This is a genomic window from Pseudomonas sp. GW823-FHT01D03 (assembly GCF_058798255.1).
On sequence record NZ_JBXAKK010000001.1, the window covers coordinates 642991 to 665917 of the forward strand.

General features: G+C 61.5%; 21 protein-coding genes. 16 read left to right on the forward strand and 5 right to left on the reverse strand.

What is annotated here, in order from left to right:
• The first annotated feature begins 119 nt into the window (after positions 1-119).
• Complete coding sequence (motA, locus tag AC1RBR_RS02790) at positions 120-971, forward strand: flagellar motor stator protein MotA (RefSeq protein ID WP_007952169.1); 852 nt, start codon at positions 120-122, stop codon at positions 969-971.
• Positions 972-974: 3 nt separating this feature from the next.
• Positions 975-2051: a flagellar motor protein MotB gene (motB, locus tag AC1RBR_RS02795; protein ID WP_492562886.1), complete on the forward strand. Its 1077-nt coding sequence runs from the start codon at positions 975-977 to the stop codon at positions 2049-2051.
• Positions 2052-2103: 52 nt separating this feature from the next.
• Here motB and AC1RBR_RS02800 read toward each other — a convergent pair whose 3' ends face one another.
• From AC1RBR_RS02800 to rsgA, 4 genes are all read right to left on the reverse strand, one after another.
• Complete coding sequence (locus AC1RBR_RS02800; RefSeq protein WP_095138111.1) at positions 2104-2589, reverse strand: toll/interleukin-1 receptor domain-containing protein; 486 nt, start codon at positions 2587-2589, stop codon at positions 2104-2106.
• Positions 2589-3548, reverse strand: a complete 960-nt coding sequence (locus AC1RBR_RS02805; RefSeq protein WP_492562887.1) for a caspase family protein — start codon at positions 3546-3548, stop codon at positions 2589-2591. Before AC1RBR_RS02805 ends, AC1RBR_RS02800 begins: the two co-directional genes overlap by 1 nt.
• Before the next feature lie 2 nt (positions 3549-3550).
• Positions 3551-3958: a TIR domain-containing protein gene (locus AC1RBR_RS02810; protein ID WP_115985397.1), complete on the reverse strand. Its 408-nt coding sequence runs from the start codon at positions 3956-3958 to the stop codon at positions 3551-3553.
• Between the two features lie 212 nt (positions 3959-4170).
• On the reverse strand, positions 4171-5202 hold the full coding sequence (gene rsgA / locus AC1RBR_RS02815) for a small ribosomal subunit biogenesis GTPase RsgA (RefSeq protein ID WP_095138114.1): 1032 nt from the start codon (positions 5200-5202) through the stop codon (positions 4171-4173).
• A gap of 107 nt (positions 5203-5309) precedes the next feature.
• Between rsgA and orn the strand changes: the two genes are divergently transcribed.
• Both orn and AC1RBR_RS02825 read left to right on the forward strand, forming a co-directional pair.
• Positions 5310-5852 carry an oligoribonuclease gene (orn, locus tag AC1RBR_RS02820; protein WP_003221098.1) on the forward strand — a complete coding sequence of 181 codons (543 nt, stop codon included), beginning with the start codon at positions 5310-5312 and terminating at the stop codon, positions 5850-5852.
• Positions 5853-6056: 204 nt separating this feature from the next.
• Positions 6057-6668: a trimeric intracellular cation channel family protein gene (locus AC1RBR_RS02825; RefSeq protein ID WP_492562889.1), complete on the forward strand. Its 612-nt coding sequence runs from the start codon at positions 6057-6059 to the stop codon at positions 6666-6668.
• 94 nt (positions 6669-6762) lie between these two features.
• Here AC1RBR_RS02825 and queG read toward each other — a convergent pair whose 3' ends face one another.
• Positions 6763-7824 (reverse strand): tRNA epoxyqueuosine(34) reductase QueG, encoded by a 1062-nt coding sequence (gene queG, locus AC1RBR_RS02830; RefSeq protein WP_492562890.1) that lies wholly within the window; start codon positions 7822-7824, stop codon positions 6763-6765.
• Positions 7825-7887: 63 nt separating this feature from the next.
• Here queG and AC1RBR_RS02835 point away from each other — a divergent pair, with 63 nt between their 5' ends.
• The 12 genes from AC1RBR_RS02835 (at position 7888) to AC1RBR_RS02890 (ending at position 22880) form a co-directional block, all read left to right on the forward strand.
• Positions 7888-9387 (forward strand): NAD(P)H-hydrate dehydratase, encoded by a 1500-nt coding sequence (locus AC1RBR_RS02835; protein WP_492562892.1) that lies wholly within the window; start codon positions 7888-7890, stop codon positions 9385-9387.
• The gene (tsaE, locus tag AC1RBR_RS02840) at positions 9375-9845 is read left to right on the forward strand and encodes a tRNA (adenosine(37)-N6)-threonylcarbamoyltransferase complex ATPase subunit type 1 TsaE (RefSeq protein ID WP_007967425.1); all 471 of its coding nucleotides are present in this window, start codon (positions 9375-9377) and stop codon (positions 9843-9845) included. Before AC1RBR_RS02835 ends, tsaE begins: the two co-directional genes overlap by 13 nt.
• Positions 9846-9896: 51 nt before the next feature.
• Entirely contained in the window at positions 9897-11276 is a 1380-nt protein-coding gene (locus AC1RBR_RS02845) for an N-acetylmuramoyl-L-alanine amidase (RefSeq protein WP_371917878.1), read from the forward strand.
• Positions 11277-11281: 5 nt separating this feature from the next.
• Positions 11282-13180, forward strand: a complete 1899-nt coding sequence (mutL, locus tag AC1RBR_RS02850) for a DNA mismatch repair endonuclease MutL (RefSeq protein ID WP_204894474.1) — start codon at positions 11282-11284, stop codon at positions 13178-13180.
• A complete protein-coding gene (miaA, locus tag AC1RBR_RS02855) occupies positions 13180-14151 on the forward strand; it encodes a tRNA (adenosine(37)-N6)-dimethylallyltransferase MiaA (RefSeq protein ID WP_492562894.1) in 972 nt (323 codons plus the stop codon). The genes mutL and miaA overlap by 1 nt, the downstream gene beginning before the upstream one ends.
• A 94-nt stretch (positions 14152-14245) precedes the next feature.
• Complete coding sequence (gene hfq / locus AC1RBR_RS02860) at positions 14246-14506, forward strand: RNA chaperone Hfq (protein ID WP_003221112.1); 261 nt, start codon at positions 14246-14248, stop codon at positions 14504-14506.
• Positions 14507-14518: 12 nt separating this feature from the next.
• Positions 14519-15820, forward strand: coding sequence for a ribosome rescue GTPase HflX (gene hflX, locus AC1RBR_RS02865; protein ID WP_003221114.1), 1302 nt, complete (start codon positions 14519-14521; stop codon positions 15818-15820).
• Positions 15821-15916: 96 nt separating this feature from the next.
• Positions 15917-17092, forward strand: coding sequence for an FtsH protease activity modulator HflK (gene hflK, locus AC1RBR_RS02870; RefSeq protein ID WP_103368237.1), 1176 nt, complete (start codon positions 15917-15919; stop codon positions 17090-17092).
• Complete coding sequence (gene hflC / locus AC1RBR_RS02875; RefSeq protein WP_047600702.1) at positions 17092-17961, forward strand: protease modulator HflC; 870 nt, start codon at positions 17092-17094, stop codon at positions 17959-17961. The genes hflK and hflC overlap by 1 nt, the downstream gene beginning before the upstream one ends.
• A gap of 313 nt (positions 17962-18274) precedes the next feature.
• Positions 18275-19462, forward strand: coding sequence for an ATP phosphoribosyltransferase regulatory subunit (locus tag AC1RBR_RS02880; protein ID WP_492562895.1), 1188 nt, complete (start codon positions 18275-18277; stop codon positions 19460-19462).
• A 54-nt stretch (positions 19463-19516) separates the two neighbouring features.
• A complete protein-coding gene (locus tag AC1RBR_RS02885) occupies positions 19517-20806 on the forward strand; it encodes an adenylosuccinate synthase (protein WP_492562897.1) in 1290 nt (429 codons plus the stop codon).
• A gap of 139 nt (positions 20807-20945) precedes the next feature.
• Positions 20946-22880, forward strand: a complete 1935-nt coding sequence (locus AC1RBR_RS02890; RefSeq protein ID WP_492562899.1) for a methyl-accepting chemotaxis protein — start codon at positions 20946-20948, stop codon at positions 22878-22880.
• Positions 22881-22927 lie beyond the last annotated feature (47 nt).

Sequence of the window (22927 nt, forward strand, 5' to 3'; positions counted from 1 at the left end):
AATTGGCTTTTCGCCTGAACTGGCTATAGTCTGGCGCAGTTTTGCCGATAAGTAGAAGAAGAGATTTTTTAACTTCCGAATATGACCTTGAACCCGACTTAAATAAGTACTTTCTACCTATGGCTAAAATTATCGGCATCATCGTCGTATTCGCGAGCGTGCTCGGCGGATACGTGCTCTCCCACGGCAAAATTGCCGCCCTGATCCAGCCCTTCGAGGTGATGATCATCGGTGGTGCGGCCCTCGGTGCATTCCTGCAGGCCAACCCCGGTTACATGACGATGCACGTGCTCAAGAAATCCCTGAGCATGTTCAGTTCGCGCTTCAGCCACACGTTCTATCTGGAAGTGCTCGGCCTGATCTACGAGATCCTCAACAAGAGCCGCCGCGAAGGCATGATGGCCATCGAAGGCGATATCGAAGACGCTGCCGCGAGCCCGATCTTCGCCAAGTACCCGGCCGTGCTCAAAGACGAGCGCATGACCGCGTTCATCTGCGATTACCTGCGCATCATGTCCTCCGGCAACATGGCTCCGCATGAGCTGGAAGGCCTGTTCGACATGGAACTCTACAGCCTTAAGGAAGACCTCGAGCACCCGTCCCATGCGGTGAACGGCATTGCCGACGCCATGCCCGGTTTCGGTATCGTTGCGGCGGTATTGGGTATCGTGGTGACCATGGCGTCGCTGGGTGAAGGCGATCAGAAATCCATCGGCCTGCACGTGGGTGCGGCACTGGTCGGTACCTTCTTCGGTATTCTCGCGGCCTACGGCTTCTTCGGGCCGTTGGCGCATTCCCTGGCGCACGATGCCAAGGAAGAACTGAACGTCTACGAAGCCATCAAGGCCTCGCTGGTAGCGTCGGCTTCCGGCATGCCGCCATCGCTGGCCGTGGAGTTCGGGCGCAAGGTTCTGTACCCGGCGCACCGTCCAAGCTTTGCCGAGCTGGAACAAGCCGTTCGCGGTCGCTAAGCCATGGAAAATAATCAGCCGATAATCATCAAGCGCGTCAAGCGCATAGCCGGTGGGCACCACGGCGGGGCGTGGAAAATCGCCTTCGCCGACTTCGCCACGGCGATGATGGCGTTCTTCCTGGTGTTGTGGCTGCTGTCCACCGCAACGCCTGAGCAGAAGATCGCCATCGCCGGTTACTTCAAGGATCCGGTCGGCTTCTCCGAAAGCGGCACGCCGTACATCATTGATCTGGGCGGCACGCCGACCCTGGCACCGGAAAACACCCTCAACCCTGAGGTGAAATCCCAGCCGCAACCGGACAAGGTCACGGTCGACACCGAGCAGGTCGAAGGCATGGCCGAACAGGTCGAGAAAGAACGCCTGGAGCTGTTGCTGCAAGAACTGCAGAACAAGGTCGACGAGAACCCGCAGTTGCAGAAGTTCAAGGATCAGATCCTGTTCGAGATCACCCCGAACGGCTTGCGCATCCAGATCATGGACGCGGAAAACCGGCCGATGTTCGACTCAGGTTCGGCACGTCTGAAGCCGTACTTCGAAGACATCCTGCTGGCCATGGCCGACACCATCAAAGCGGTGCCGAACAAGATCAGCATCAGCGGCCACACCGACGCCAAGCCGTATATCGGCACCGGCGATTTCGGCAACTGGGAGCTCTCGGCCAACCGTGCCAACGCTGCACGGCGTGCGCTGGTTGCCGGGAGCTATCCGGATTCGCAGGTGGCGCGGGTTGTCGGTTATGCCTCGTCGGCGCTGTTCGACAAGGAAAACCCGTTCAACCCGGTCAACCGCCGCATCGACATCGTGGTTCTGACCAAAAAGGCCCAGGCCGCCATCGAAGGCTCGCAAGGTGCCGACGCGGCCAAGCCCGCCGCCGAAGGTCAGAACGGCGCCGCTCCGGCGACGCCGGTCGATCCGAACGCGCTGCCGGCGGATCAGCAGCCGGTGCCGGCACACGAGTTGCGCGAACGCCTGAACCTGTTCGACGACGCCGCACCGAAACCGGCCGCGCCGGGGACTGCGGCGCCAGCGCCAACAGCTCCACCAACTGCTGCGCCGGCCCCCGCGCCGAAGCAGTGACCGACAAAAAAGCCGACAGTGATGTCGGCTTTTTTGTGGCTGTCGTGCGGCTTCAGAACCCGCGCCGAATCCGGTTTTTCAGTTGTTCATGGAACAGATCGGCGTTGCGCTTATAGGTGCCGCTGAAGGATTCGTTGCTCGAATCCAGCGTCATCGAGCGCTTGCTCGATACTTCTTCACGATAGGCATCGATGAAGAAATTCAGATCACTGGCTGTGCTCAGCTTCGGCCACTTGTCCAGATACTCCGGCAGTTGCGTCTGCCCGGTGCGGAACGAGCAGATCCGGCGGTTGCTGATGGTCGCTTCGCCGATTTCGAACGGCACCCACCACGACAGTGCGGTTTTCTCCGAAACCACCGCCAGCAGGTGCGTGCATTCGGTGATGTTGCGGGTGATCACCCCGGTGATGTCATCGGTGGTCTGCGACTCCGGGTCGAGCACGTCGAGGTAAGTCTTGATGTTGGCCTGCATCAATTGCGCATTGATCGCCATGGCCTGCGGGCGATCAATGTGGCGGTAGCTGATGAATACGGGCATCAGAAGTGTCCTTTTATGGCGAGTTCACGGTAATAGGCGCCGAGCGCCGTGAGGCGGCAGCCCGTGGAGTGAATGGCGGCGTAGTACATGTGTTCGGCGTCGACCGGTTCGATGAGGCTATGGCGATTGCACTTTTGCAGCTGGGCGAAAACCTCGCCGTGCTCCGGGTCGAACGTTGCTTCGGTGGGTTCGTAGCTGGGGGCAAGGCGGAACGTCGATTCAGCTTCGGCGAACCATTCCGGCAGTTTGCGCAGAATCTCCTTGGGGATCAGCGGCGAGACCTCGCGCAGGGAAATGAACTGCGAGACGTTGGTCTTGAACACCGGACGCTGCTCCCAGGCGTCGAGCGCATTGTCGACGAAGGAATACAAGCTGCCCGGTGTGATCTTGCCGAGAATGTTCGCCGCACCGCCGTGCAGGGCCTGCAACAGCAAGCCGGTGAAGACACCGTGTTGCGCGCCTTCCATGGCTGGCTCTTCCTTTTTGCAGGCGGTCAAAATGGTCATGCCTTCGCCGACCACGCTGCTTTCGCTGCGCAAGGCGCGCACTTCGCCGGCCGCGCCGCTCTGGCAGCAGTCGAGGATGATCACTTTGTTTTTGATTTTCGTGGCTTTGGCGGCCCAGTTGAGGATGTCGCTGATGCGGATGCCGTCCTTGGCGCTGCGATAGTCCTGCGGCAGGAGCATGCCTTCATCATTGTTGCTGTCGAAGCCGCCGTGCCCGGCGAAGTACAGCAATGCGACGTTGCAGTCGCCGCAGAACAGCTCGCGAATCTGGTCTTCGAGCTTGCCTCGGCCAAGGTTGTCTTCAGCGGAGGTCAGCACCACATTCTTGAAGTTGGGATCACCGTTGGCGTCGGTCTTCAGCACGGACGCCATGGCCATGGCGTCGTTGCAGCAACCGCTCAAGGGCGAAACGTAGTCGTAGTGGTTGATGCCGATAAACAGTCCCTTGCGCATGGTTACACCGCCGTGTGCTGACGGATCGCGCCGATGATGCTGTTGGTGTTCCATGCGCACTCGGCGTGCGCCGCCTCACGCACGACAGTGGAAATTCGCTCGGCGCCGAACGGCTTGATCGCGATGATCACTTTGCCCATGCGCTTGGCGATCTCGATTTCCTTGTTGATCCACTTGCTGTAGGTCGAATACATGCCCGCCATGATCAGCACCGCCGAGCACGGACGGATCTTGTTTTCGATGGCTTCTTCGAGCTGCTTGTCGGTCTGCGCGCCCATGATCGGGTTGTGCGGCGGCACGGAAAAATTCTTGAAACTGAAATCCGGTTTGGCGCCGAGCAGGCGTACCAGATTGTCGTGGGCGTGGGCGTAGTTCCACGAATGGCTGATGAACAGGTGATAGGTCTGCATGGGGTTCCTCGAAGGTCGCGAAGGTGCGAAGGAGGACCCCAATCTAGGCATCTGACGCGAGCCTACAAGGGTTGGGCGGTGAAAGAGAAATGTCCTGCAAACAGGTGCGAACGAGTCTGTCAGAAGAGTCTGACGTTTAACGGAATCGAGGATTTGTCAGGCGCGGTCCGACATCCGGCAGCCCTCGGGCGAGAGGCTGCCGGTGCAGATGTTTAGTAGCCGTTTTCCGGCAGGCTGGCGATGATCGAACGGTAGCTGTTCATCCGCTGCTGCTGCACGCGGCCGTCTTCCAGGGCCTTGAGCAGTGCGCAACCGGGTTCGCGATCGTGCTTGCAGTCGCGGAAGCGGCAGGTGCCGAGCAGGTCGTTGAACTCGATGAAACCGGCTTCGACGTCGGCGCGGCTGACGTGGCCCAGGCCGAACTCACGGATACCCGGGGAGTCGATCAGCTCGCCACCGCCAGGGAAGTGGAACAGGCGCGCGGTGGTCGTTGTGTGCGTGCCCTGACCGGACAGCTCGGACAGCGGGCCGACGCGGGTCTCGACTTCCGGCAGCAGGCTGTTGACCAGCGACGACTTGCCGACGCCGGACTGGCCGACGAACACGCTGATGCGCCCGTCGAGCTGCTTCTGCAACTGCTCCATGCCGTTGCCGTGATGCGCCGAGACTTCCAGCACCGGATAACCCAGCGTGCGGTACACCGCCAGCAGGGCATTGAGCGCCGGGGCGTTCTGCTCGTCGATCAGGTCGAACTTGTTCAGCAACAGCAACGGGCGGATGCCGGCGTGTTCGGCGGCGACCAGGTAGCGGTCGATCAGGTTGGCATGTGGCTCGGGCAGCGGTGCGAAGACGATGACGATCATGTCGACGTTGGCGGCGACCGGCTTGAGCTGGCCACGGCTGTCCGGGCGGCAGAGCTCGGTGTTGCGCGGCAGTTGCGCAACGATCACCCCGATGCCCTGGTTGCCGGCGCGCCAGACCACCCGATCACCGGTCACCAGCGCCGGCAGGTTGGCGCGCAGGTGGCAACGGAAAACCTGGCCGGCCTGTTCGCCGTCCACGGCCTCGACCTCGACCTGCACACCGAAGTGGGCGATCACCAGGCCGTGTTGCTCAGGGCCGAGGTCGCCGCCCTCGAGGGCTTCGACCGCCGAGGACTCGCGTTTGGCGGCGCGGGCGGCGCGCTCGCCCTGAATCTTTTCGATGCGCCAGTTTTGACGACGATTGAGTTGGCGTTTGGCCATGGGTGTTCCGTCTGAAGAATGCAGCGATTAGGTAAAACGGCCGCGAGTTTAGCACGCCCGGGCACCGGCCTAGGCTAAACTGCGCAGCATTGCCTAGGAGCCCGAATATGCAAAACCCGCAGAACCTGATCTGGATCGACCTGGAAATGACCGGTCTGGATCCGGAAAACGACGTCATCATCGAAATGGCCACCATCGTCACCGACAGTGACCTCAACACTCTGGCCGAAGGCCCGGTGATCGCCATTCACCACAGTGACGAAGTGCTCGCCCGAATGGACGAGTGGAACACCCGCACTCACGGCAACTCGGGTCTGACCCAGCGCGTGCGTGACAGTCGTATCAGCATGGCCGAGGCCGAGGCTGAAACCATCGCTTTTCTGGAGAAATGGGTGCCGAAGGGCAAGTCGCCGATCTGCGGCAACAGCATCTGCCAGGATCGCCGCTTCCTTTATACCCACATGAAGGCGCTGGAAAGCTACTTCCACTACCGCAACCTCGACGTGTCGACGCTCAAAGAGCTGGCTGCACGCTGGGCACCGGATGTGCGCGACAGCTTCAAGAAGGGCAGTACCCACCTGGCGCTGGACGACATCCGCGAGTCGATCGCCGAGCTGCAGCACTACCGCAAGCACTTCATCAAGTTCTGATTGAGGGGTGTCTGCCCTGACGTCTTCGCGAGCAAGCCCACTCCCACAATTTGGAATGCGTTCCCCCTGTGGGAGCGGGCTTGCTCGCGAAGAGGGCGTCAGAGTCCCGTAAGATTCAAGTCAGAAATGCAACCCGGAGTGCGCCCCCTTCTGGTGCGGCGCTGAAATGGCTAGACTGCGCGCCTTCCTGCCAGGACCGCCGCCATGTTGCTGATGCTCTATCTGATCGCCATTACCGCTGAAGCCATGACCGGCGCGCTGTCTGCCGGGCGGCGCGGCATGGACTGGTTCGGGGTGGTGTTGATTGCCTGCGTCACGGCATTGGGCGGCGGTTCGGTGCGCGATGTGCTGCTCGGGCACTATCCGCTGACGTGGGTAAAACACCCGGAATATCTGGTGCTGACCTCAGCCGCCGCGATGCTCACCGTGTTCACCGCCCGCTGGATGCGTCACCTGCGCTCACTGTTTCTGGTGCTCGATGCGGTCGGTCTGGTGGCGTTCACCCTGATCGGCTGCATGACCGCTCTGGAAATGGGCCACGGCATGCTGGTGGCCTCGGTCAGCGGCGTGATCACCGGAGTCTTCGGCGGCATCCTGCGCGACATCTTCTGCAACGACATCCCGCTGATCTTCCGCCGCGAACTGTACGCCAGCGTCTCGTTCGCCGCCGCGTGGTGCTACATGCTCTGCCTGTACATGAATGTGCCGAGCGAACAGGCGATCCTGATCACCTTGTTCGGCGGTTTTCTGTTGCGGTTGCTGGCCATCCGTTTCCACTGGGAAATGCCCAAGTTCGTCTACAACGACGAGCATTAATGCATTCCCTTGTAGGAGCTGCCGCAGGCTGCGATCCTTTGATCTTGTCTTTTAAAAATCAAAGTCAAAAGATCGCAGCCTGCGGCAGCTCCTACTATCGATCGTGCTGTTTCAGCGCCCACTCGACGTGTTCTCGGACTAGATCGGACGGGTAATCACGGCGCGCCTTCAAGGCCTCCAGCACTGGAATGCTCGACGGCGCGTTGCCCAGCCCGACTGCCAGATTGCGCAGCCAGCGCTCGTAACCGGCGCGGCGCAACGGCGAGCCTTCGGTGCTGCTGAGAAATTTGTCCTCGTCCCACAGAAACAGCTCCGCCAGTTCGGCGTTGTCCAGGTTGTGCCGTGGCTTGAAATCGCTTTCCCCGGATGGCTTGGCGAAGCGGTTCCATGGGCAGACGATCTGACAGTCGTCGCAGCCAAATACGCGGTTGCCGATCAGCGGGCGCAGGTCTTCGGGGATGGCGTTTTTCAGTTCGATGGTCAGGTACGAGATGCAGCGTCGGGCGTCCAGCACATACGGGCCGACGAAGGCGTTGGTCGGGCAGATATCCAGACACGCCGTGCAGCGCCCGCAATGTTCGGTGCTGTGCGGTTCGTCCACCGGCAGCGGCAGATCGACGAACAGTTCACTCAAGAAGAAATAGCTGCCGGCCTTGCGGTTCAGCACCAGCGTATTTTTACCGATCCAGCCCAGTCCGGCCTGCTCGGCGATGGCTTTTTCCAGCACCGGGGCGCTGTCGACGAAGGCACGGAAACCGAACGGGCCGATCTCCGACTGAATCCTGTCGGCCAATTGCTGCACACGTTTACGGATCAATTTGTGGTAATCGCGGCCCAAGGCATAACGCGAGACGTAAGCCTTCTCCGGTTGCGCGAGCATTTGCGCCATTTGCGTGTCGCCGGGCAGGTAGTCCATGCGCAGCGAAACCACGCGTAGCGTACCCGGAACCAGTTGCTCCGGATGCGAGCGTTTGCTGCCGTGAGCGCCCATGTAATCCATTTCGCCGTGGTAACCGGCGGCGAGCCAGCGCTCCAGGTGCTGTTCATGCTCGGCCAGGTCCAGACCGCTGATGCCGACTTGCTGGAAGCCCAGCTCGCGGCCCCAATCCTTGATCGATTGGGCGAGGGTGGGCAGATCTGTGGTGATGGCGGACATGAGGCGAGAGAAACCGGAGCTGAGGTGCGTATAATTCTGCCAGACATCGGAGCCCGAAAACGCATGCCGCACACGATAGATGAATTACCCGACGCGCTGTATGGCGCCGCACAGGTGCGAGCACTCGATGCGCGGCTGATCGCTGCGGGTACGCCGGGCTTCGAATTGATGCAGCGCGCCGCGCACGCGACCTGGCGCGCATTGGTGCGGCAATGGCCTGCGGCAAACCAGATGACCGTGCTTGCCGGGCATGGCAACAACGCCGGCGATGGTTTTCTGATCGCCGCGCTGGCGCATCGGGCCGGTTGGGCGGTGCGGGTGCTGGCCGTAGCTGATCCGCAACGCTTGCAGGGTGATGCGGCGCAGGCTTATGCGCAGGCCATCAGCGATGGCGTCGCCGTGCAGAGCTGGACTGCGCAAAGCGAGCTGCGCGGGGTGATTGTCGATGCCTTGCTCGGCACCGGGCTGGCCGGCGATGTACGTGAGCCGTATGCCGCTGCGATCAAGGCGATCAATGCCAGTGGCCTGCCGGTGGTGGCGGTGGATATTCCTTCCGGATTGTCTGCCGACACCGGGCATGTCCTCGGCGTTGCGGTTCGCGCCGACCTTACCGTGACCTTTATCGGCTTGAAGCTCGGCCTGTTCACCGGGGATGCGGCGGATCAGGTCGGGGCGTTGGTGTTTAACGATCTGCAAGCCGCCGCCGACATCTATCGTGACATTCCTGTCAGCGCTCTGCGTCTCACCACGGCTAATCTTCCACGACTGGCTCCGCGTGCGCCCGCTGCACACAAAGGGCGCTTCGGGCATTTGCTGCTGATCGGTGGCGATCAGGGCTTTGGCGGGGCGATTCTGCTCAGCAGCGAAAGTGCGCTGCGTAGCGGCGCAGGCATGGTGTCGCTGGCAACCCGTGCGGAACATGTTCCGGCAGCGCTGACGCGGATGCCGGAAGTCATGGCGCTCGGCACGTCGTCGGCCAATCAGTTGATGGGGCTGCTGGAAAAGGTCTCGGTACTGGTGGTAGGCCCGGGACTCGGGCAGGCGAGTTGGGGGCGGGCGCTGTTGTCCGCTGCCGCCAATGCGCCGCTGCCACAGGTATGGGACGCCGACGCGTTGAATCTGCTGGCGAGCGGTTCTGTCAGCCTGCCCAAGGATTGCGTGATCACCCCGCATCCGGGCGAAGCCGCGCGGCTGTTGGGCGTCAGTAACGCTGAGGTGCAGGCCGATCGCCCGGCCGCCGCGCGGGCGTTGAGCAAAAAATACTCGGCCGTCGTCGTGCTCAAAGGCGCCGGCAGCCTGATCGCCCATCCCGATGGGCGTCTGGCGCTGTGCCATCAGGGGCATCCGGCGATGGCCACTGCTGGCTTGGGTGATGTGCTCGCCGGGTTGACCGGGGCGCTGCTGGCGCAGGGTATGGACGGCTTCGATGCCGCGTGCCTGGCAGTCTGGCTGCACGCCAATGCCGGCGCGCAACAAGGTAAATTCGGCCGTGGACTGGCGGCCAGTGATCTGATTCCAGTCATTCGTCAGTTGTTGGAGGAGCATGCACCGTGTCTGAAGTAACCCTGTACCTGGCCGATGAACAGGCCATGAGCGACTTTGGCGCACGGATCGCCCGCGTGACCCAGGGCCATGGCCTGATTTTCCTGGAAGGCAACCTGGGCATGGGCAAAACCACCCTGTCGCGGGGCATCATTCGTGGCCTGGGGCATGTTGGCGCGGTAAAAAGTCCGACCTTCACCCTGGTCGAGCCCTACGAGATCGGCGACGTGCGCGCCTTCCACTTTGACCTGTATCGTCTGGTCGATCCGGAAGAGCTGGAGTTTCTCGGCATTCGCGACTATTTCGAAGACGACGCCCTGTGCCTGATCGAGTGGCCCGATAAAGGTGCAGGCTTTTTGCCAAAGCCTGACCTGACCATTACCATTAGCCCGCAAGACAGCGGGCGTTCGCTGAAAATTTTATCCCAGGGCTCGCGTGGCGAGGCCTGGTGTGCCGCTTTGGCATTGGAATCCAATTAAATGATGGGGTTAGGTATGCGCTTTCGCGCGTTGGTGGCTGCCGTTGGACTGATGTTGATGGCAGTAACCGTCAACGCTGTGGCCGAGACAAAGGTCAACAGCGTGCGCCTGTGGCGGGCGCCGGATAACACGCGACTGGTCTTCGACCTGAGCGGCCCGGTGCAGCACAGCGTCTTCACCCTGACCGCACCGGATCGGCTGGTGATCGACATCAATGGCGCCACCCTGGGGGCGCCGCTGAAGGTCTCGACCGCTAACACGCCGATCACCGCGATGCGCTCGGCCCAGCGTACGCCGACCGACCTGCGGGTGGTCATCGACCTGAAAAAAGCCGTCACTCCGAAAAGTTTCTCGCTGGCGCCGAACGCGCAATATGGTAACCGTCTGGTGGTCGACCTGTTCGACAACCCGGCCGATGCCGCGCCGCCGCCAGCCCCGACGCCATCCGTCGCCACCGTGCCGGCAGTGCCAGTAACGCCGTCGGAACCGGCGATCAAACTGCCACCGGCCCCGGCCGGCAAGCGCGACATCATTGTGGTGATCGACGCCGGTCACGGCGGCGAAGACCCGGGTGCGTCCGGCTCGCGCGGCCAGCGTGAGAAAGACGTGGTGCTGCAGATTGCCCGCGAGCTGCAGCGTCAGGTCAACGGCATGAAAGGCTTCCGCGCCGAGCTGACCCGTACCGGTGACTACTTCATCCCGTTGCGCGGCCGTACCGAAATTGCCCGCAAGAAGGGCGCCGACCTGTTCGTTTCGATCCACGCCGACGCTGCGCCGTCTGCGGCAGCCTTCGGTGCCTCGGTGTTTGCCCTGTCTGATCGCGGCGCGACGTCGGAGACCGCCCGTTGGCTGGCCGACAGCGAAAACCGTTCCGACCTGATCGGTGGTGCCGGCAACGTCAGCCTCGACGACAAGGATCGCATGCTCGCCGGCGTGCTCCTCGATCTGTCGATGACCGCGTCGCTGACTTCCAGCCTCAACGTCGGCCAGAAAGTCCTGACCAACATCGGTCGCGTGACCCCGCTGCACAAGCAGCGTGTGGAGCAGGCCGGGTTCATGGTTCTGAAGTCGCCGGACATCCCGTCGATTCTCGTCGAAACCGGATTTATCTCCAACGCCAACGAAGCGAACAAACTCTCGGCATCGAGCCACCAGCAGGCGCTGGCGCGTTCGATCAGCAGCGGCGTGCGCCAGTTCTTCCAGCAGAACCCGCCACCGGGCACCTACATTGCCTGGCTGCGTGATTCCGGCAAGATCGCCCAAGGGCCGCGTGACCACCGTGTCGGTCCGGGTGAAACGCTGGCGATGATCGGCGTGCGCTATCAGGTGTCGCCGGCCACGCTGCGTGCTGCCAACAACCTGAAAAGCGATGAGCTGAAAGTCGGTCAGCACTTGACCATTCCAGGCACCGAACTGGCGTCCAAAGAATGAACCAGGTGTTGAACGCTGCCCGCATCGAACTGCTCAGCCCACGGCTGGCGAACCAGATCGCCGCCGGCGAGGTGGTCGAGCGCCCGGCTTCGGTGATCAAGGAGTTGCTGGAAAACAGTCTCGACTCCGGTGCCAGGCGCATCGATGTCGATGTCGAGCAGGGCGGCGTCAAGCTGCTGCGGGTGCGTGACGACGGCAGCGGCATTTCCGCCGATGACCTGCCGCTGGCGCTGGCCCGTCACGCCACCAGCAAGATTCGCAATCTCGAAGACCTCGAGCAGGTGATGAGCCTGGGCTTCCGTGGTGAAGCACTGGCGTCGATCAGCTCCGTGGCGCGCCTGACCCTGACCTCGCGCACCCGCGACGCCGATCAGGCCTGGCAGGTCGAAACCGAAGGTCGCGACATGGCGCCTCGGGTGCAGCCGGCGGCGCATCCGGTCGGTACGTCGGTGGAAGTGCGCGACCTGTTCTTCAACACCCCGGCGCGGCGCAAGTTTCTCAAGACTGAAAAAACCGAATTCGATCACCTGCAAGAAGTGATCAAGCGCCTGGCGCTGGCGCGTTTCGACGTGGCCTTCCATCTGCGCCACAACGGCAAGACCATCCTCAGCCTGCACGAGGCCCACGATGATGCGGCCCGCGCCCGGCGTGTGGCGGCGATCTGCGGTTCGGGCTTCCTCGAACAGGCGCTGCCGATCGAGATCGAGCGCAATGGCCTGCACCTGTGGGGCTGGGTCGGGTTACCAACCTTCAACCGTAGCCAGGCGGACTTGCAGTATTTCTTCGTGAACGGCCGTGCGGTACGCGACAAGCTGGTGGCGCACGCGGTGCGTCAGGCTTATCGCGATGTGCTGTTCAACGGTCGTCATCCGACCTTTGCGCTGTTTTTCGAGGTCGATCCGGCGGCGGTGGACGTCAACGTGCACCCGACCAAGCACGAAGTGCGCTTCCGTGACGGGCGCATGGTGCATGACTTCCTTTACGGCACGTTGCACCGCGCGTTGGGCGATGTGCGCCCGGAAGATCAACTGGCCGGCTCCGTCACCACTGCCGTGGTGCGTCCAACCGGTATCGAGGCCGGTGAATTCGGCCCGCAGGGCGAAATGCGTCTGGCGGCCAACGCGCTGCTGGAGCAGCCGCAGGCGCAACCGGCGTTCAATACTTCGTCGGGCGCCAGCGCTGGCGGCGCTTATCAGTATCAGTACACGCCGCGTCCGCAGTCGGCTGTGCCGGCCGCCGAGGCTCAAGCCGCTTACCGCGAGTTCTTCGCACCGTTGCCGGAAGCGAATGCCAACGCGCTGCCAGCCGGCCAGGAAGACATTCCGCCGCTCGGTTACGCGCTGGCGCAACTCAAGGGCATCTACATTCTCTCCGAGAACGCTCAGGGGCTGGTGCTGGTGGACATGCATGCCGCGCACGAGCGGATCATGTACGAACGCCTGAAGATCGCCATGGCCAGCGAAGGTCTCAGCGGCCAGCCGCTGCTGGTGCCGGAGTCGCTGGCGGTCAGTCAGCGTGAGGCCGATTGCGCTGAAGAACACGCTGCATGGTTCCAGAAACTGGGCTTCGAGCTGCAGCGTCTGGGCCCAGAAACATTGGCAATCCGCCAGATTCCGGCGCTGCTCAAGCAGGCCGAGGCCAATCGGCTGGTGGGTGACGTGTTGTCGGACCTGATGGAATACGGCACCAGCGACCGGATTCAGGCGCACCTGAACGAACTGCTCGGGACTATGGCCTGCCACGGCGCGATCCGCGCCAACCGGCGTCTGGCCCTGCCAGAAATGAACGGTCTGCTGCGCGACATGGAAAACACCGAGCGCAGCGGTCAATGCAACCATGGCCGACCGACTTGGACCCAACTGGGCCTGGACGATCTGGACAAACTGTTCCTGCGCGGTCGTTGATGAGCCAGCTTCCTCCAGCGATTTTCCTGATGGGCCCGACCGCTGCGGGCAAGACCGACCTGGCCATCGAGCTGACCAAGGTGCTGCCGTGCGAGCTGATCAGCGTCGATTCGGCGCTGGTCTATCGCGGCATGGACATCGGCACCGCCAAGCCCTCCAAAGAACTGCTGGCCGAGTTTCCGCACCGGTTGATCGACATTCTCGATCCGGCTGAAGCCTATTCGGCTGCGGATTTCCGCCGCGATGCCCTGCAAGCCATGGCCGAGATCACCGCACGCGGAAAAATTCCGCTGCTGGTTGGCGGCACCATGCTCTATTACAAGGCGTTGGTTGATGGCCTGGCGGACATGCCGGCGGCGTATCCCGAGGTCCGTGCGCAGATCGAAGAAGAGGCTGCACGCCTTGGCTGGCAAGCCCTGCACGATCAGCTGGCGATCATCGATCCGGTCTCGGCGGCACGCATTCATCCGAACGATCCGCAGCGCCTGAGTCGGGCGCTGGAGGTTTATCGGGTCAGCGGTCAGAGCATGACTGCCCTGCGTCAGCAACAATCTGCGCAAAGTACTGAAGCAGCCGCTTCGGGACGGCAACAATTGCCCTATACTGTCGCGAACTTGGCCATTGCTCCGGCAAATCGCCAGGTACTGCACGAGCGCATTAAACAAAGATTCACAAATATGCTGGAACAGGGGTTCATCGACGAGGTCGTAGCCCTGCGTAAAAGAAGTGACCTGCATTCCGGGTTGCCGTCTATACGTGCGGTAGGCTACCGCCAAGTCTGGGACTACCTGGATGGCAAGCTGTCGTTAGCTGAAATGCAGGAACGCGGCATCATTGCCACGCGTCAATTGGCCAAGCGCCAGTTCACCTGGCTGCGCAGCTGGGAAGAACTGCACTGGCTGGACAGTCTTGATTGCGACAATCTGCCACGCGCCTTGAAATACCTTGGGACCATCTCCATATTGAGCTGAGTCCTTGCAATTGCCGTCTATCCTTGGGGGTGTGGCGGCCAAAGCCATCTGAATTACCTATTTTTATTATTGAATCCTTAAAGGAGTGCGGCACATGTCAAAAGGGCATTCGCTACAAGACCCTTACCTGAATACTTTACGTAAAGAGAAAGTTGGGGTTTCCATCTACCTGGTCAACGGGATCAAACTGCAAGGCACGATCGAGTCGTTCGACCAGTTCGTTATCCTGCTGAAGAACACCGTCAGCCAGATGGTTTACAAACACGCTATCTCGACAGTCGTGCCAGTACGTCCAATTCGTCTGCCTAGCGCAACCGAATCCGATGCAGGTGACGCTGAGCCAGGTAACGCCTGATAGGAGTCTCCTTTGTTCTTTGAGCGCCACGGTGGTGGTGAGCGAGTCATCCTCGTTCACTTGGAAGGTCAGGACCCTGAGGCGCGCGAAGATCCGCAGGAGTTTCAGGAATTGGCTAATTCGGCGGGCGCCGAGACCGTTGCGTTTTTTAACGTACCGCGTCATCGGCCAACCGCCAAATTCCTGATTGGCAGCGGCAAGGTCGAGGAATTACGCGACCTGGTCCATGCCGAAAAGGCCGATCTGGTGATTTTCAATCACATTCTCACGCCCAGTCAGGAGCGTAACCTCGAACGTGTTTTCGAGTGTCGCGTGATCGACCGTACCGGCCTGATTCTCGATATCTTCGCCCAGCGCGCCCGTACCCATGAAGGCAAGCTCCAGGTAGAACTGGCGCAGCTTGATCACATGAGCACCCGCCTGGTCCGCGGCTGGACTCACCTTGAGCGTCAGGGTGGCGGTATCGGCATGCGCGGCCCGGGTGAAACCCAGCTCGAAACCGACCGGCGTCTGCTGCGGGTTCGTCTGCGTCAGATCAAGGGTCGTCTGGAAAAAGTGCGCAGCCAGCGCGAGCAATCGCGTCGCGGCCGCTCTCGTGCAGATATCCCTACCGTGTCTCTGGTGGGCTATACCAACGCCGGCAAATCCACGCTGTTCAATAACGTGACCAAGTCCGAGGTTTACGCCGCCGACCAGTTGTTCGCCACGCTGGACCCGACCCTGCGCCGTCTGGAACTGGACGACCTGGGGCCGATCGTTCTGGCTGACACGGTAGGGTTCATTCGGCACTTGCCGCACAAGCTGGTCGAGGCATTTCGGTCTACGCTCGAAGAGTCGAGCAATTCCGACCTGCTGCTGCACGTGATCGATGCGGCCGAGCCGGATCGCATGTTGCAGATCGAGCAGGTGATGGTGGTACTGGGCGAGATCGGAGCCCAGGACTTGCCGATCCTCGAGGTATACAACAAACTCGATTTGCTTGAAGGCGTTGAGCCACAGATCCAGCGCGATGCCGATGGCAAGCCGCAACGGGTCTGGCTGTCAGCGCGTGATGGCACGGGGCTGGAATTGCTTGAGCAAGCCATTGCCGAATTGCTGGGCAGTGATTTGTTCGTGGGTACATTGCGCTTGCCGCAACGGTTCGCTCGACTGCGTGCGCAGTTCTTCGAACTCGGTGCGGTACAGAAAGAAGAGCATGACGAAGAAGGCATCTGCCTGCTGGCCGTTCGTTTGCCCCGGGTCGAGTTGAATCGACTGGTAAGCCGCGAAGGATTGCAGCCGATGGAATTCATCGAGCAACACACTTTGCAATAAAAGCCTGGCAAAGCGGTTGTGCCGCAACGGCAGGCATTCTGTAGCATTGGTCGGCGCGCCGTGGGTGCGTCTTTGCTTTATCAGATGGAGAGCGCTATGGCTTGGAATGAGCCGGGTGGCAACTCGAATAATCAGGATCCTTGGGGTGGCAAGCGCCGCAATAACGGCGACCGCAAGGGGCCACCGGATCTCGACGAGGCCTTCCGAAAGCTGCAGGAAAGCCTGAACGGGTTGTTCGGTGGTGGTAAGAAACGCGGTGGTGATGACGGCGGTGGTTCGGGCAGGAGTGGTGGCGGCTTCGGCGGTCTGCTCGGCATCGGCCTCGTCGTGCTGGCGGCTGTCTGGCTGTACAGCGCGGTCTATGTGGTCGACGAGCAGGAGCAAGCCGTGGTGCTGCGCTTCGGCAAGTACTACGAGACGGTCGGTCCCGGCCTGAACATCTATTTCCCGCCGATCGACAAGAAGTACATGGAGAACGTCACGCGTGAGCGTGCCTACACCAAGCAGGGCCAGATGCTGACCGAAGACGAGAACATCGTCGAAGTGCCGCTGACCGTGCAGTACAAGATCAGCAACCTGCAGGACTTCGTGCTGAACGTTGATCAGCCGGAAATCAGCCTGCAGCATGCGACCGACAGCGCCCTGCGCCATGTGGTGGGTTCAACCGCCATGGACCAGGTGCTGACCGAAGGTCGTGAACTGATGGCCAGCGAAATCAAGGAGCGTCTGCAACGTTTCCTCGATACCTATCGCACTGGTATCACCGTCACTCAGGTCAACGTACAGAGCGCAGCGGCACCGCGTGAAGTGCAGGAAGCCTTTGACGACGTGATCCGCGCCCGTGAAGACGAGCAGCGTTCGCGCAACCAGGCGGAAACCTACGCAAACGGCGTCGTGCCGGAAGCCCGTGGTCAGGCCCAGCGTATCCTCGAGGATGCCAACGGTTACCGCGACGAAACGGTCTCCCGCGCCAAGGGTGAGGCTGATCGCTTTACCAAACTGGTCGCCGAGTATCGCAAGGCGCCTGAAGTCACCCGCCAGCGTCTGTATCTGGACACCATGCAGGAAGTCTTCAGTAATACCAGCAAGGTACTCGTAACCGGCAACAAGGACGGCCAGAGCAACCTGCTTTACCTGCCGTTGGACAAAATGATCCAGAACAGTTCGGGCGGCAATGCACCGGTTACCGGTTCGGCCGCCGCCAGCAACAACACGGACGTCACGCCGCATGTCTCTGACGTGCCGCAGACACGTACAAGGGAGACCCGCTGATGAGCAATAAATCGCTGATCGCCCTGATCGTAGGCGTCGTCGTGGTACTGGTGGGCTGGAACTGCTTCTATATCGTGGCTCAGACCGAGCGTGCGGTGCTGCTGCAATTCGGTCGTGTGGTTCAGGCCGATGTTCAGCCGGGCCTGCATGTGAAAGTGCCTTACGTTAACCAGGTGCGTAAATTCGACGCACGTCTGATGACGCTGGATGCACCGACACAGCGCTTCCTGACCCTGGAAAAGAAAGCCGTGATGGTCGATGCCTACGCCAAGTGGCGGGTGAAAGATGCCGAGCGTTTCTACACCGCGACGTCCGGCCTCAAGCAGATCGCCGACGAGCGTCTGTCCCGTCGTCTGGAGTCCGGTCTGCGTGACCAGTTCGGCAAGCGCACCCTGCACGAAGTCGTGTCGGGTGAGCGTGATGCGCTGATGGCTGACATCACCGCATCGCTGAACAAGATGGCGGAAAAAGAGCTGGGGATCGAAGTGGTCGATGTCCGGGTCAAAACCATCGATCTGCCGAAAGAAGTGAACCGCAGCGTGTTCGAGCGTATGAGCACCGAGCGTGAGCGTGAAGCTCGCGAGCATCGCGCCAAGGGTAACGAGCTGGCTGAAGGCATCCGTGCCGACGCCGATCGTCAACGCCGCGTGCTGCTGGCTGAAGCCTATCGTGAATCCGAAGAGATTCGCGGTGACGGCGATGCCCAGGCCGCTGCGATCTACTCCAAGGCCTACGGTCAGGATCAGGAGTTCTACGGTTTCTACCGTAGCCTGCGTGCCTACCGTGAAAGCTTCGCGAACAAATCCGACGTCATGGTTCTCGACCCAAGCAGCGACTTCTTCCGTTACCTGGAAAAGTCCAAGCCTTGATACGACGTTGACCTGAATCATTCCGCCCGGCGGCTAAAACCTCGGGCGGGGTGATCCTTTGGGAAAACGTGTGTATGATGCGGCAGCCGGGAAATTCCCGGCTTTTTTGCGTCTGCACGTTTGATTGCTGTTTTTTGTTGCAGGCATCGGGTTGAATGGCCCGAGAGATTTTCGAGGAAAGTGATGGGCGAAGCCGGTAACAGGCCTTTCGCCGCGTCGTTCATGCGCGTGCGTTTTGAACGGATCGGTCATTTTCTGCTTCACTCAAGGCTCGCCCGCAGGCTGGCCGCCCGGATCAAAGGGGAATGGCGTAATGGCAACGGTAGACCGCTGGCTGCTGCCAGATGGCATCGAAGAAGTACTGCCACCGGAAGCGGCGCGCATTGAAGTCGCGCGTCGTCAGGTGTTGGATCTGTTCCAGAGCTGGGGTTACGAGTTTGTCGTGACTCCCCATATCGAGTACCTGGAATCCCTGCTGACCGGTGCGGGCCAGGACCTGGATCTGCGTACCTTCAAGGTCATCGACCCGCAGTCGGGTCGGCAGATGGGGTTCCGGGCCGACATCACGCCGCAAGTGGCGCGCATCGATGCGCACACCCTGCGTCGCGAAGGCCCGAGCCGCCTGTGCTACGCCGGCAGCGTGCTGCATGCCCAGCCGCGCGCACTGTCGTCCTCGCGCAGCCCGATTCAACTGGGTGCCGAGCTGTACGGCGATGCCAGCCCGAGCAGCGACGTGGAAGTCATCAGCCTGATGCTGGCCATGCTGCAACTGGCTGATGTGCCGGATGTGCACATGGACCTTGGCCATGTCGGCATCTACCGTGGTCTGGCGCGCGCCGCCGGTCTGTCCGGTGAAGTCGAGCAGCAGTTGTTCGATGCGTTGCAACGCAAGGCCATCGACGAGGTCATTACCTTGACCGAAGGCCTGCCGGCCGATCTGTCCGGCATGCTGCGGGCGCTGGTCGACCTGTGTGGCGGCCGTGAGGTGCTGACTGCCGCCCGTGAGCGCCTGGCCAGTGCGCCGGCGCCGGTGCTGGCGGCGCTGGAAGATTTGCTGGAGATCGCCGATCGTCTGGCGGCGCGTTTCCCGCAGTTGCCGCTGTACTTCGATCTGGGCGAGCTGCGCGGCTACCACTACCACACCGGTGTGGTGTTCGCGGTGTTTGTCCCGGGCGTGGGCCAGTCCATCGCTCAGGGCGGTCGCTACGACGACATCGGCGCGGATTTTGGGCGCGCGCGTCCGGCGACTGGTTTTTCCACCGATTTGAAAACCCTGGTGACCCTGGGGCGTGCTGAGATCGAGCTACCGTCTGGCGGTATCTGGATGCCTGACAGTACGGATGCGGCACTCTGGCAGCAGGTCTGCCAGTTGCGCAGTGAGGGTCAGCGTGTCGTTCAGGCATTGCCTGGACAACCTTTGGCCGCCGCCCGTGATGCGGACTGCGACCGGCAATTGATTCAGCAGAACGGGCTTTGGCAAGTATCGCCACTGGCTTCTTGAGTTTTCCTGCCGGCCATCGCCGGCACCAAGTTTGCGCGAATGAGGACAAGTGTTATGGGTAAGAATGTCGTAGTCCTGGGCACCCAATGGGGTGATGAGGGCAAAGGCAAGATCGTTGATCTGCTGACCGAACATGCTGCCGCCGTAGTGCGCTACCAAGGTGGCCACAACGCTGGCCACACCCTGGTGATCGACGGCGAGAAAACCGTCTTGCACCTGATCCCGTCGGGCGTGCTGCGCGAAGGCGTGCAGTGCCTGATCGGCAACGGTGTGGTGGTTGCACCTGACGCCCTGCTGCGTGAGATCACCAAGCTGGAAGAGAAAGGCGTACCGGTGCGCGAGCGCCTGCGTATCAGCCCGTCCTGCCCGCTGATCCTGTCCTTCCACGTGGCGCTGGACCAGGCCCGTGAAAAAGCCCGTGGCGAGCTGAAGATCGGTACTACCGGTCGCGGCATCGGCCCGGCTTACGAAGACAAGGTTGCACGTCGTGGCCTGCGCGTGGGCGATCTGCTGAACATGCCGCGTTTCGAAGACAAGCTGCGTGAGCTGGTGGATTACCACAACTTCATGCTGGTCGGTTACTACAAAGAGCCGGCCATCGAGTTCGAAAAGACCCTGGCCGAGTGCAAGGAATACGCCGAGCTGCTCAAGCCGCTGATGCTCGACGTGACTGCCGAGCTGCACGACCTGCGTCGCGCCGGCAAAGACATCATGTTCGAAGGTGCCCAGGGTTCGTTGCTCGACATCGACCACGGTACCTACCCGTACGTGACCAGTTCCAACACCACCGCCGGTGGCGTGGCGACCGGTTCGGGCGTTGGCCCGATGTTCCTCGACTACATCCTGGGCATCACCAAGGCTTACACCACTCGCGTCGGTTCGGGTCCATTCCCGACTGAGCTGTTCGACGAAGTGGGTGCGCACCTGGCCAAGCAAGGTCACGAGTTCGGCGCAACCACCGGCCGTGCCCGTCGTTGCGGCTGGTTCGACGCCGTTATCCTGCGTCGCGCTATCGATGTGAACAGCATCTCGGGCATCTGCCTGACCAAGCTGGACGTACTCGATGGCCTGGAAACCATCAACATCTGCATCGGTTACAAAGACGCGCAAGGCAACGCCGTGGCGCCGACCGACGCTGACAGCTACGTAGGCCTGCAGCCTGTGTACGAAGAAGTGCCGGGGTGGACCGAATCGACCGTGGGCGCCAAGTCCCTGGAAGAGCTGCCAGCTAACGCTCGTGCCTACATCAAGCGCGTTGAAGAGTTGATCGGTGCGCCGATCGACATTATTTCGACGGGCCCGGATCGCAACGAAACCATCGTTCTGCGCCATCCGTTCGCTTGATAAGTCGTTGATGTAAAAAACAAAGGCCCCTTAATCGGGGCCTTTGTCGTTTATGCCTGTTGGACGGCATGACCTTTGCTGTAAATCTTCCTACAAGAGTGCCATCAAATTAATGGCGTCAGAAGTAGAGGGATTCACAGTGTCGGCCGTTCTCTCACTGTTACAAAGCCGTTTGTTGCGGCCCGTGTTCGTTACCCTTGGTATCGCCCTTTTGGTGCAAGTGCTGGTGGCAGTCGCCCTGACACGAAGCACGGTCACGGCGCTGGAAGCCGATCTCGGCACTCGTCTGGGCGCTGACAGCCAAAAGCTCTCCGGCGAACTGGAGCAGGCCGGGCGTGAAGTCACCTCAAGCCTCGATAACCTTTCCTCCAGTACCCGGCAGCGTCTGACCGCCGGCCTGTCCGCGCGTCTGAAGGACGAGCAGGCGCAACTGCGTACGACACTGGAAAAAGATCTCAAGGACTCGGCCAATGACATGGCTCAGTTGCTCGCCTCGGTGGCGCCGCGTGCCATGTGGGACAGCGACGTGCCGACCCTGTCCGAATTTGCTCGTCGCGCCCAGCGCAATCCCAACGTGTTGTTCGTGGTTTACGACGATGCCACCGGGCAGCATCTGACGCGCTATCTCAACCGAGAAAACCCGATCAACAAGGCCTTGCTGGAAAAAGGCCAGGGCGAACGCGCGCTGGACAAGGTGCTGGACGCGGCGAAAAACGATCCGTCGGTCTACTACCTTGAAGCTTCGATCAATCCCAACGGCGTGGAAATCGGCAAAGTGCTGATGGGCGTTTCGACGGCGTCGGTGGAAACCGATCTGGCCGCGCTCGACCAGCGCTTCTCGGCGCTGATCGCCAGCAGTGATCAACTGGTCGGCGATAGCCTCAAGGGCGCTGCCGCCGACAGCGCGGCAGCGATGCAGGCGCGCCTGCAGTCGGCGCAATCTACCGCCGCCGAGATGAAGGCCAACACCACCGGCACCGTGCAGGACGCCGCCGCGACCTTGCGCTGGCGTATCGGCATGGGTCTGGCGCTGGTCGGTTGCGGCGTGCTGTTGTTGCTGGCGGTGGTGCTTGGGCATCGGGTGGTCAATCGCTTGAAGATGCTCAATGCGGCGATGGACGATCTGGCGGCAGGCGAGGGCGATCTGACCAAGCGCGTGCAGATCAACAGCAAGGACGAAATCGGCGACATGGCCTCGGCGGTCAATCGTTTTGTGGATAAGTTGCAGCCGATCGTGCGCGAGGCGGGCGACGTGGCCCAGCGTACCGGTGTGGAAATCGGCGCCATGACCCTGCGCAATGCCGGTGCCGACGCGGCGGCCGGCATGCAGCGTGATGAGGTGGCGGAAAGCCTGCGCGCGCTGTCGCAGATGGCTGACGAGGCGCAATCGGAAAGCCATGCCATGCAGGCGGCGTTGAAGCAGGTGGTGGATATTCGCCAGGCCACCGATGAAAACACTCGTACCTCGGCGAAAGTCGGCAGCCTGATCGAGGCGCTGGCCGGGCAGGTCGACACCGGGGCGAAAGTCATCGAGCGGCTGGCGCAACAAAGTGAACAGATTGAAGTGGTGCTGACGGTGATTCACGGCATCGCCGAGCAAACTAACCTGCTGGCCTTGAATGCGGCGATCGAAGCGGCGCGGGCCGGTGAGACCGGGCGCGGTTTTGCCGTGGTCGCGGACGAGGTGCGCGCCTTGGCGAGCAAGACGCAAAGCTCGACCGGCGACATTCAGGCGCACATCGTCGCGTTGCAGCAGGGCGCGCGTGAGGCGGTAGAAGCGATCGGTCAGGCGGGGCGTCAGGCCAGCGAAGGTTTGCTGGTGTTGCGCGACAGCGCACGGTTGCAGCAGTCGGTGCAGGCCTCAGTCGAGCAGGTGCATGCGGCGATCGGTCTGGCGACCCAGGCAGCGGCGCATCAGGCGCAGGGCGCGCAGGCAGTGCGCGGACGGGTCGAAACGATTCATGCCCAGGCCGAGAAAGCGGCGCAGGCGGTGGTGGAAACTACGGCCAGTGGCAAGGTGCTGGATGGTTTGGCGGCGCAGTTGAAAGCCAGCCTGGGGCAGTTCAGGGCTTGAGGTCGTCTGGCGGGCCTCTTCGCGAGCAAGCTCGCTCCCACATTCGA

Excerpts from the sequence above, each read along its gene's own strand:
- motA (WP_007952169.1), top strand. The coding sequence starts at position 120 with ATGGCTAAAATTATCGGCATCATCGTCGTATTCGCGAGCGTGCTCGGC.
- motB (WP_492562886.1), top strand. The coding sequence starts at position 975 with ATGGAAAATAATCAGCCGATAATCATCAAGCGCGTCAAGCGCATAGCC.
- AC1RBR_RS02800 (WP_095138111.1), bottom strand. The coding sequence starts at position 2,589 with ATGCCCGTATTCATCAGCTACCGCCACATTGATCGCCCGCAGGCCATG.
- AC1RBR_RS02805 (WP_492562887.1), bottom strand. The coding sequence starts at position 3,548 with ATGCGCAAGGGACTGTTTATCGGCATCAACCACTACGACTACGTTTCG.
- AC1RBR_RS02810 (WP_115985397.1), bottom strand. The coding sequence starts at position 3,958 with ATGCAGACCTATCACCTGTTCATCAGCCATTCGTGGAACTACGCCCAC.
- rsgA (WP_095138114.1), bottom strand. The coding sequence starts at position 5,202 with ATGGCCAAACGCCAACTCAATCGTCGTCAAAACTGGCGCATCGAAAAG.
- orn (WP_003221098.1), top strand. The coding sequence starts at position 5,310 with ATGCAAAACCCGCAGAACCTGATCTGGATCGACCTGGAAATGACCGGT.
- AC1RBR_RS02825 (WP_492562889.1), top strand. The coding sequence starts at position 6,057 with ATGTTGCTGATGCTCTATCTGATCGCCATTACCGCTGAAGCCATGACC.
- queG (WP_492562890.1), bottom strand. The coding sequence starts at position 7,824 with ATGTCCGCCATCACCACAGATCTGCCCACCCTCGCCCAATCGATCAAG.
- AC1RBR_RS02835 (WP_492562892.1), top strand. The coding sequence starts at position 7,888 with ATGCCGCACACGATAGATGAATTACCCGACGCGCTGTATGGCGCCGCA.
- AC1RBR_RS02845 (WP_371917878.1), top strand. The coding sequence starts at position 9,897 with ATGTTGATGGCAGTAACCGTCAACGCTGTGGCCGAGACAAAGGTCAAC.
- miaA (WP_492562894.1), top strand. The coding sequence starts at position 13,180 with ATGAGCCAGCTTCCTCCAGCGATTTTCCTGATGGGCCCGACCGCTGCG.
- hfq (WP_003221112.1), top strand. The coding sequence starts at position 14,246 with ATGTCAAAAGGGCATTCGCTACAAGACCCTTACCTGAATACTTTACGT.
- hflK (WP_103368237.1), top strand. The coding sequence starts at position 15,917 with ATGGCTTGGAATGAGCCGGGTGGCAACTCGAATAATCAGGATCCTTGG.
- hflC (WP_047600702.1), top strand. The coding sequence starts at position 17,092 with ATGAGCAATAAATCGCTGATCGCCCTGATCGTAGGCGTCGTCGTGGTA.
- AC1RBR_RS02880 (WP_492562895.1), top strand. The coding sequence starts at position 18,275 with ATGGCAACGGTAGACCGCTGGCTGCTGCCAGATGGCATCGAAGAAGTA.
- AC1RBR_RS02885 (WP_492562897.1), top strand. The coding sequence starts at position 19,517 with ATGGGTAAGAATGTCGTAGTCCTGGGCACCCAATGGGGTGATGAGGGC.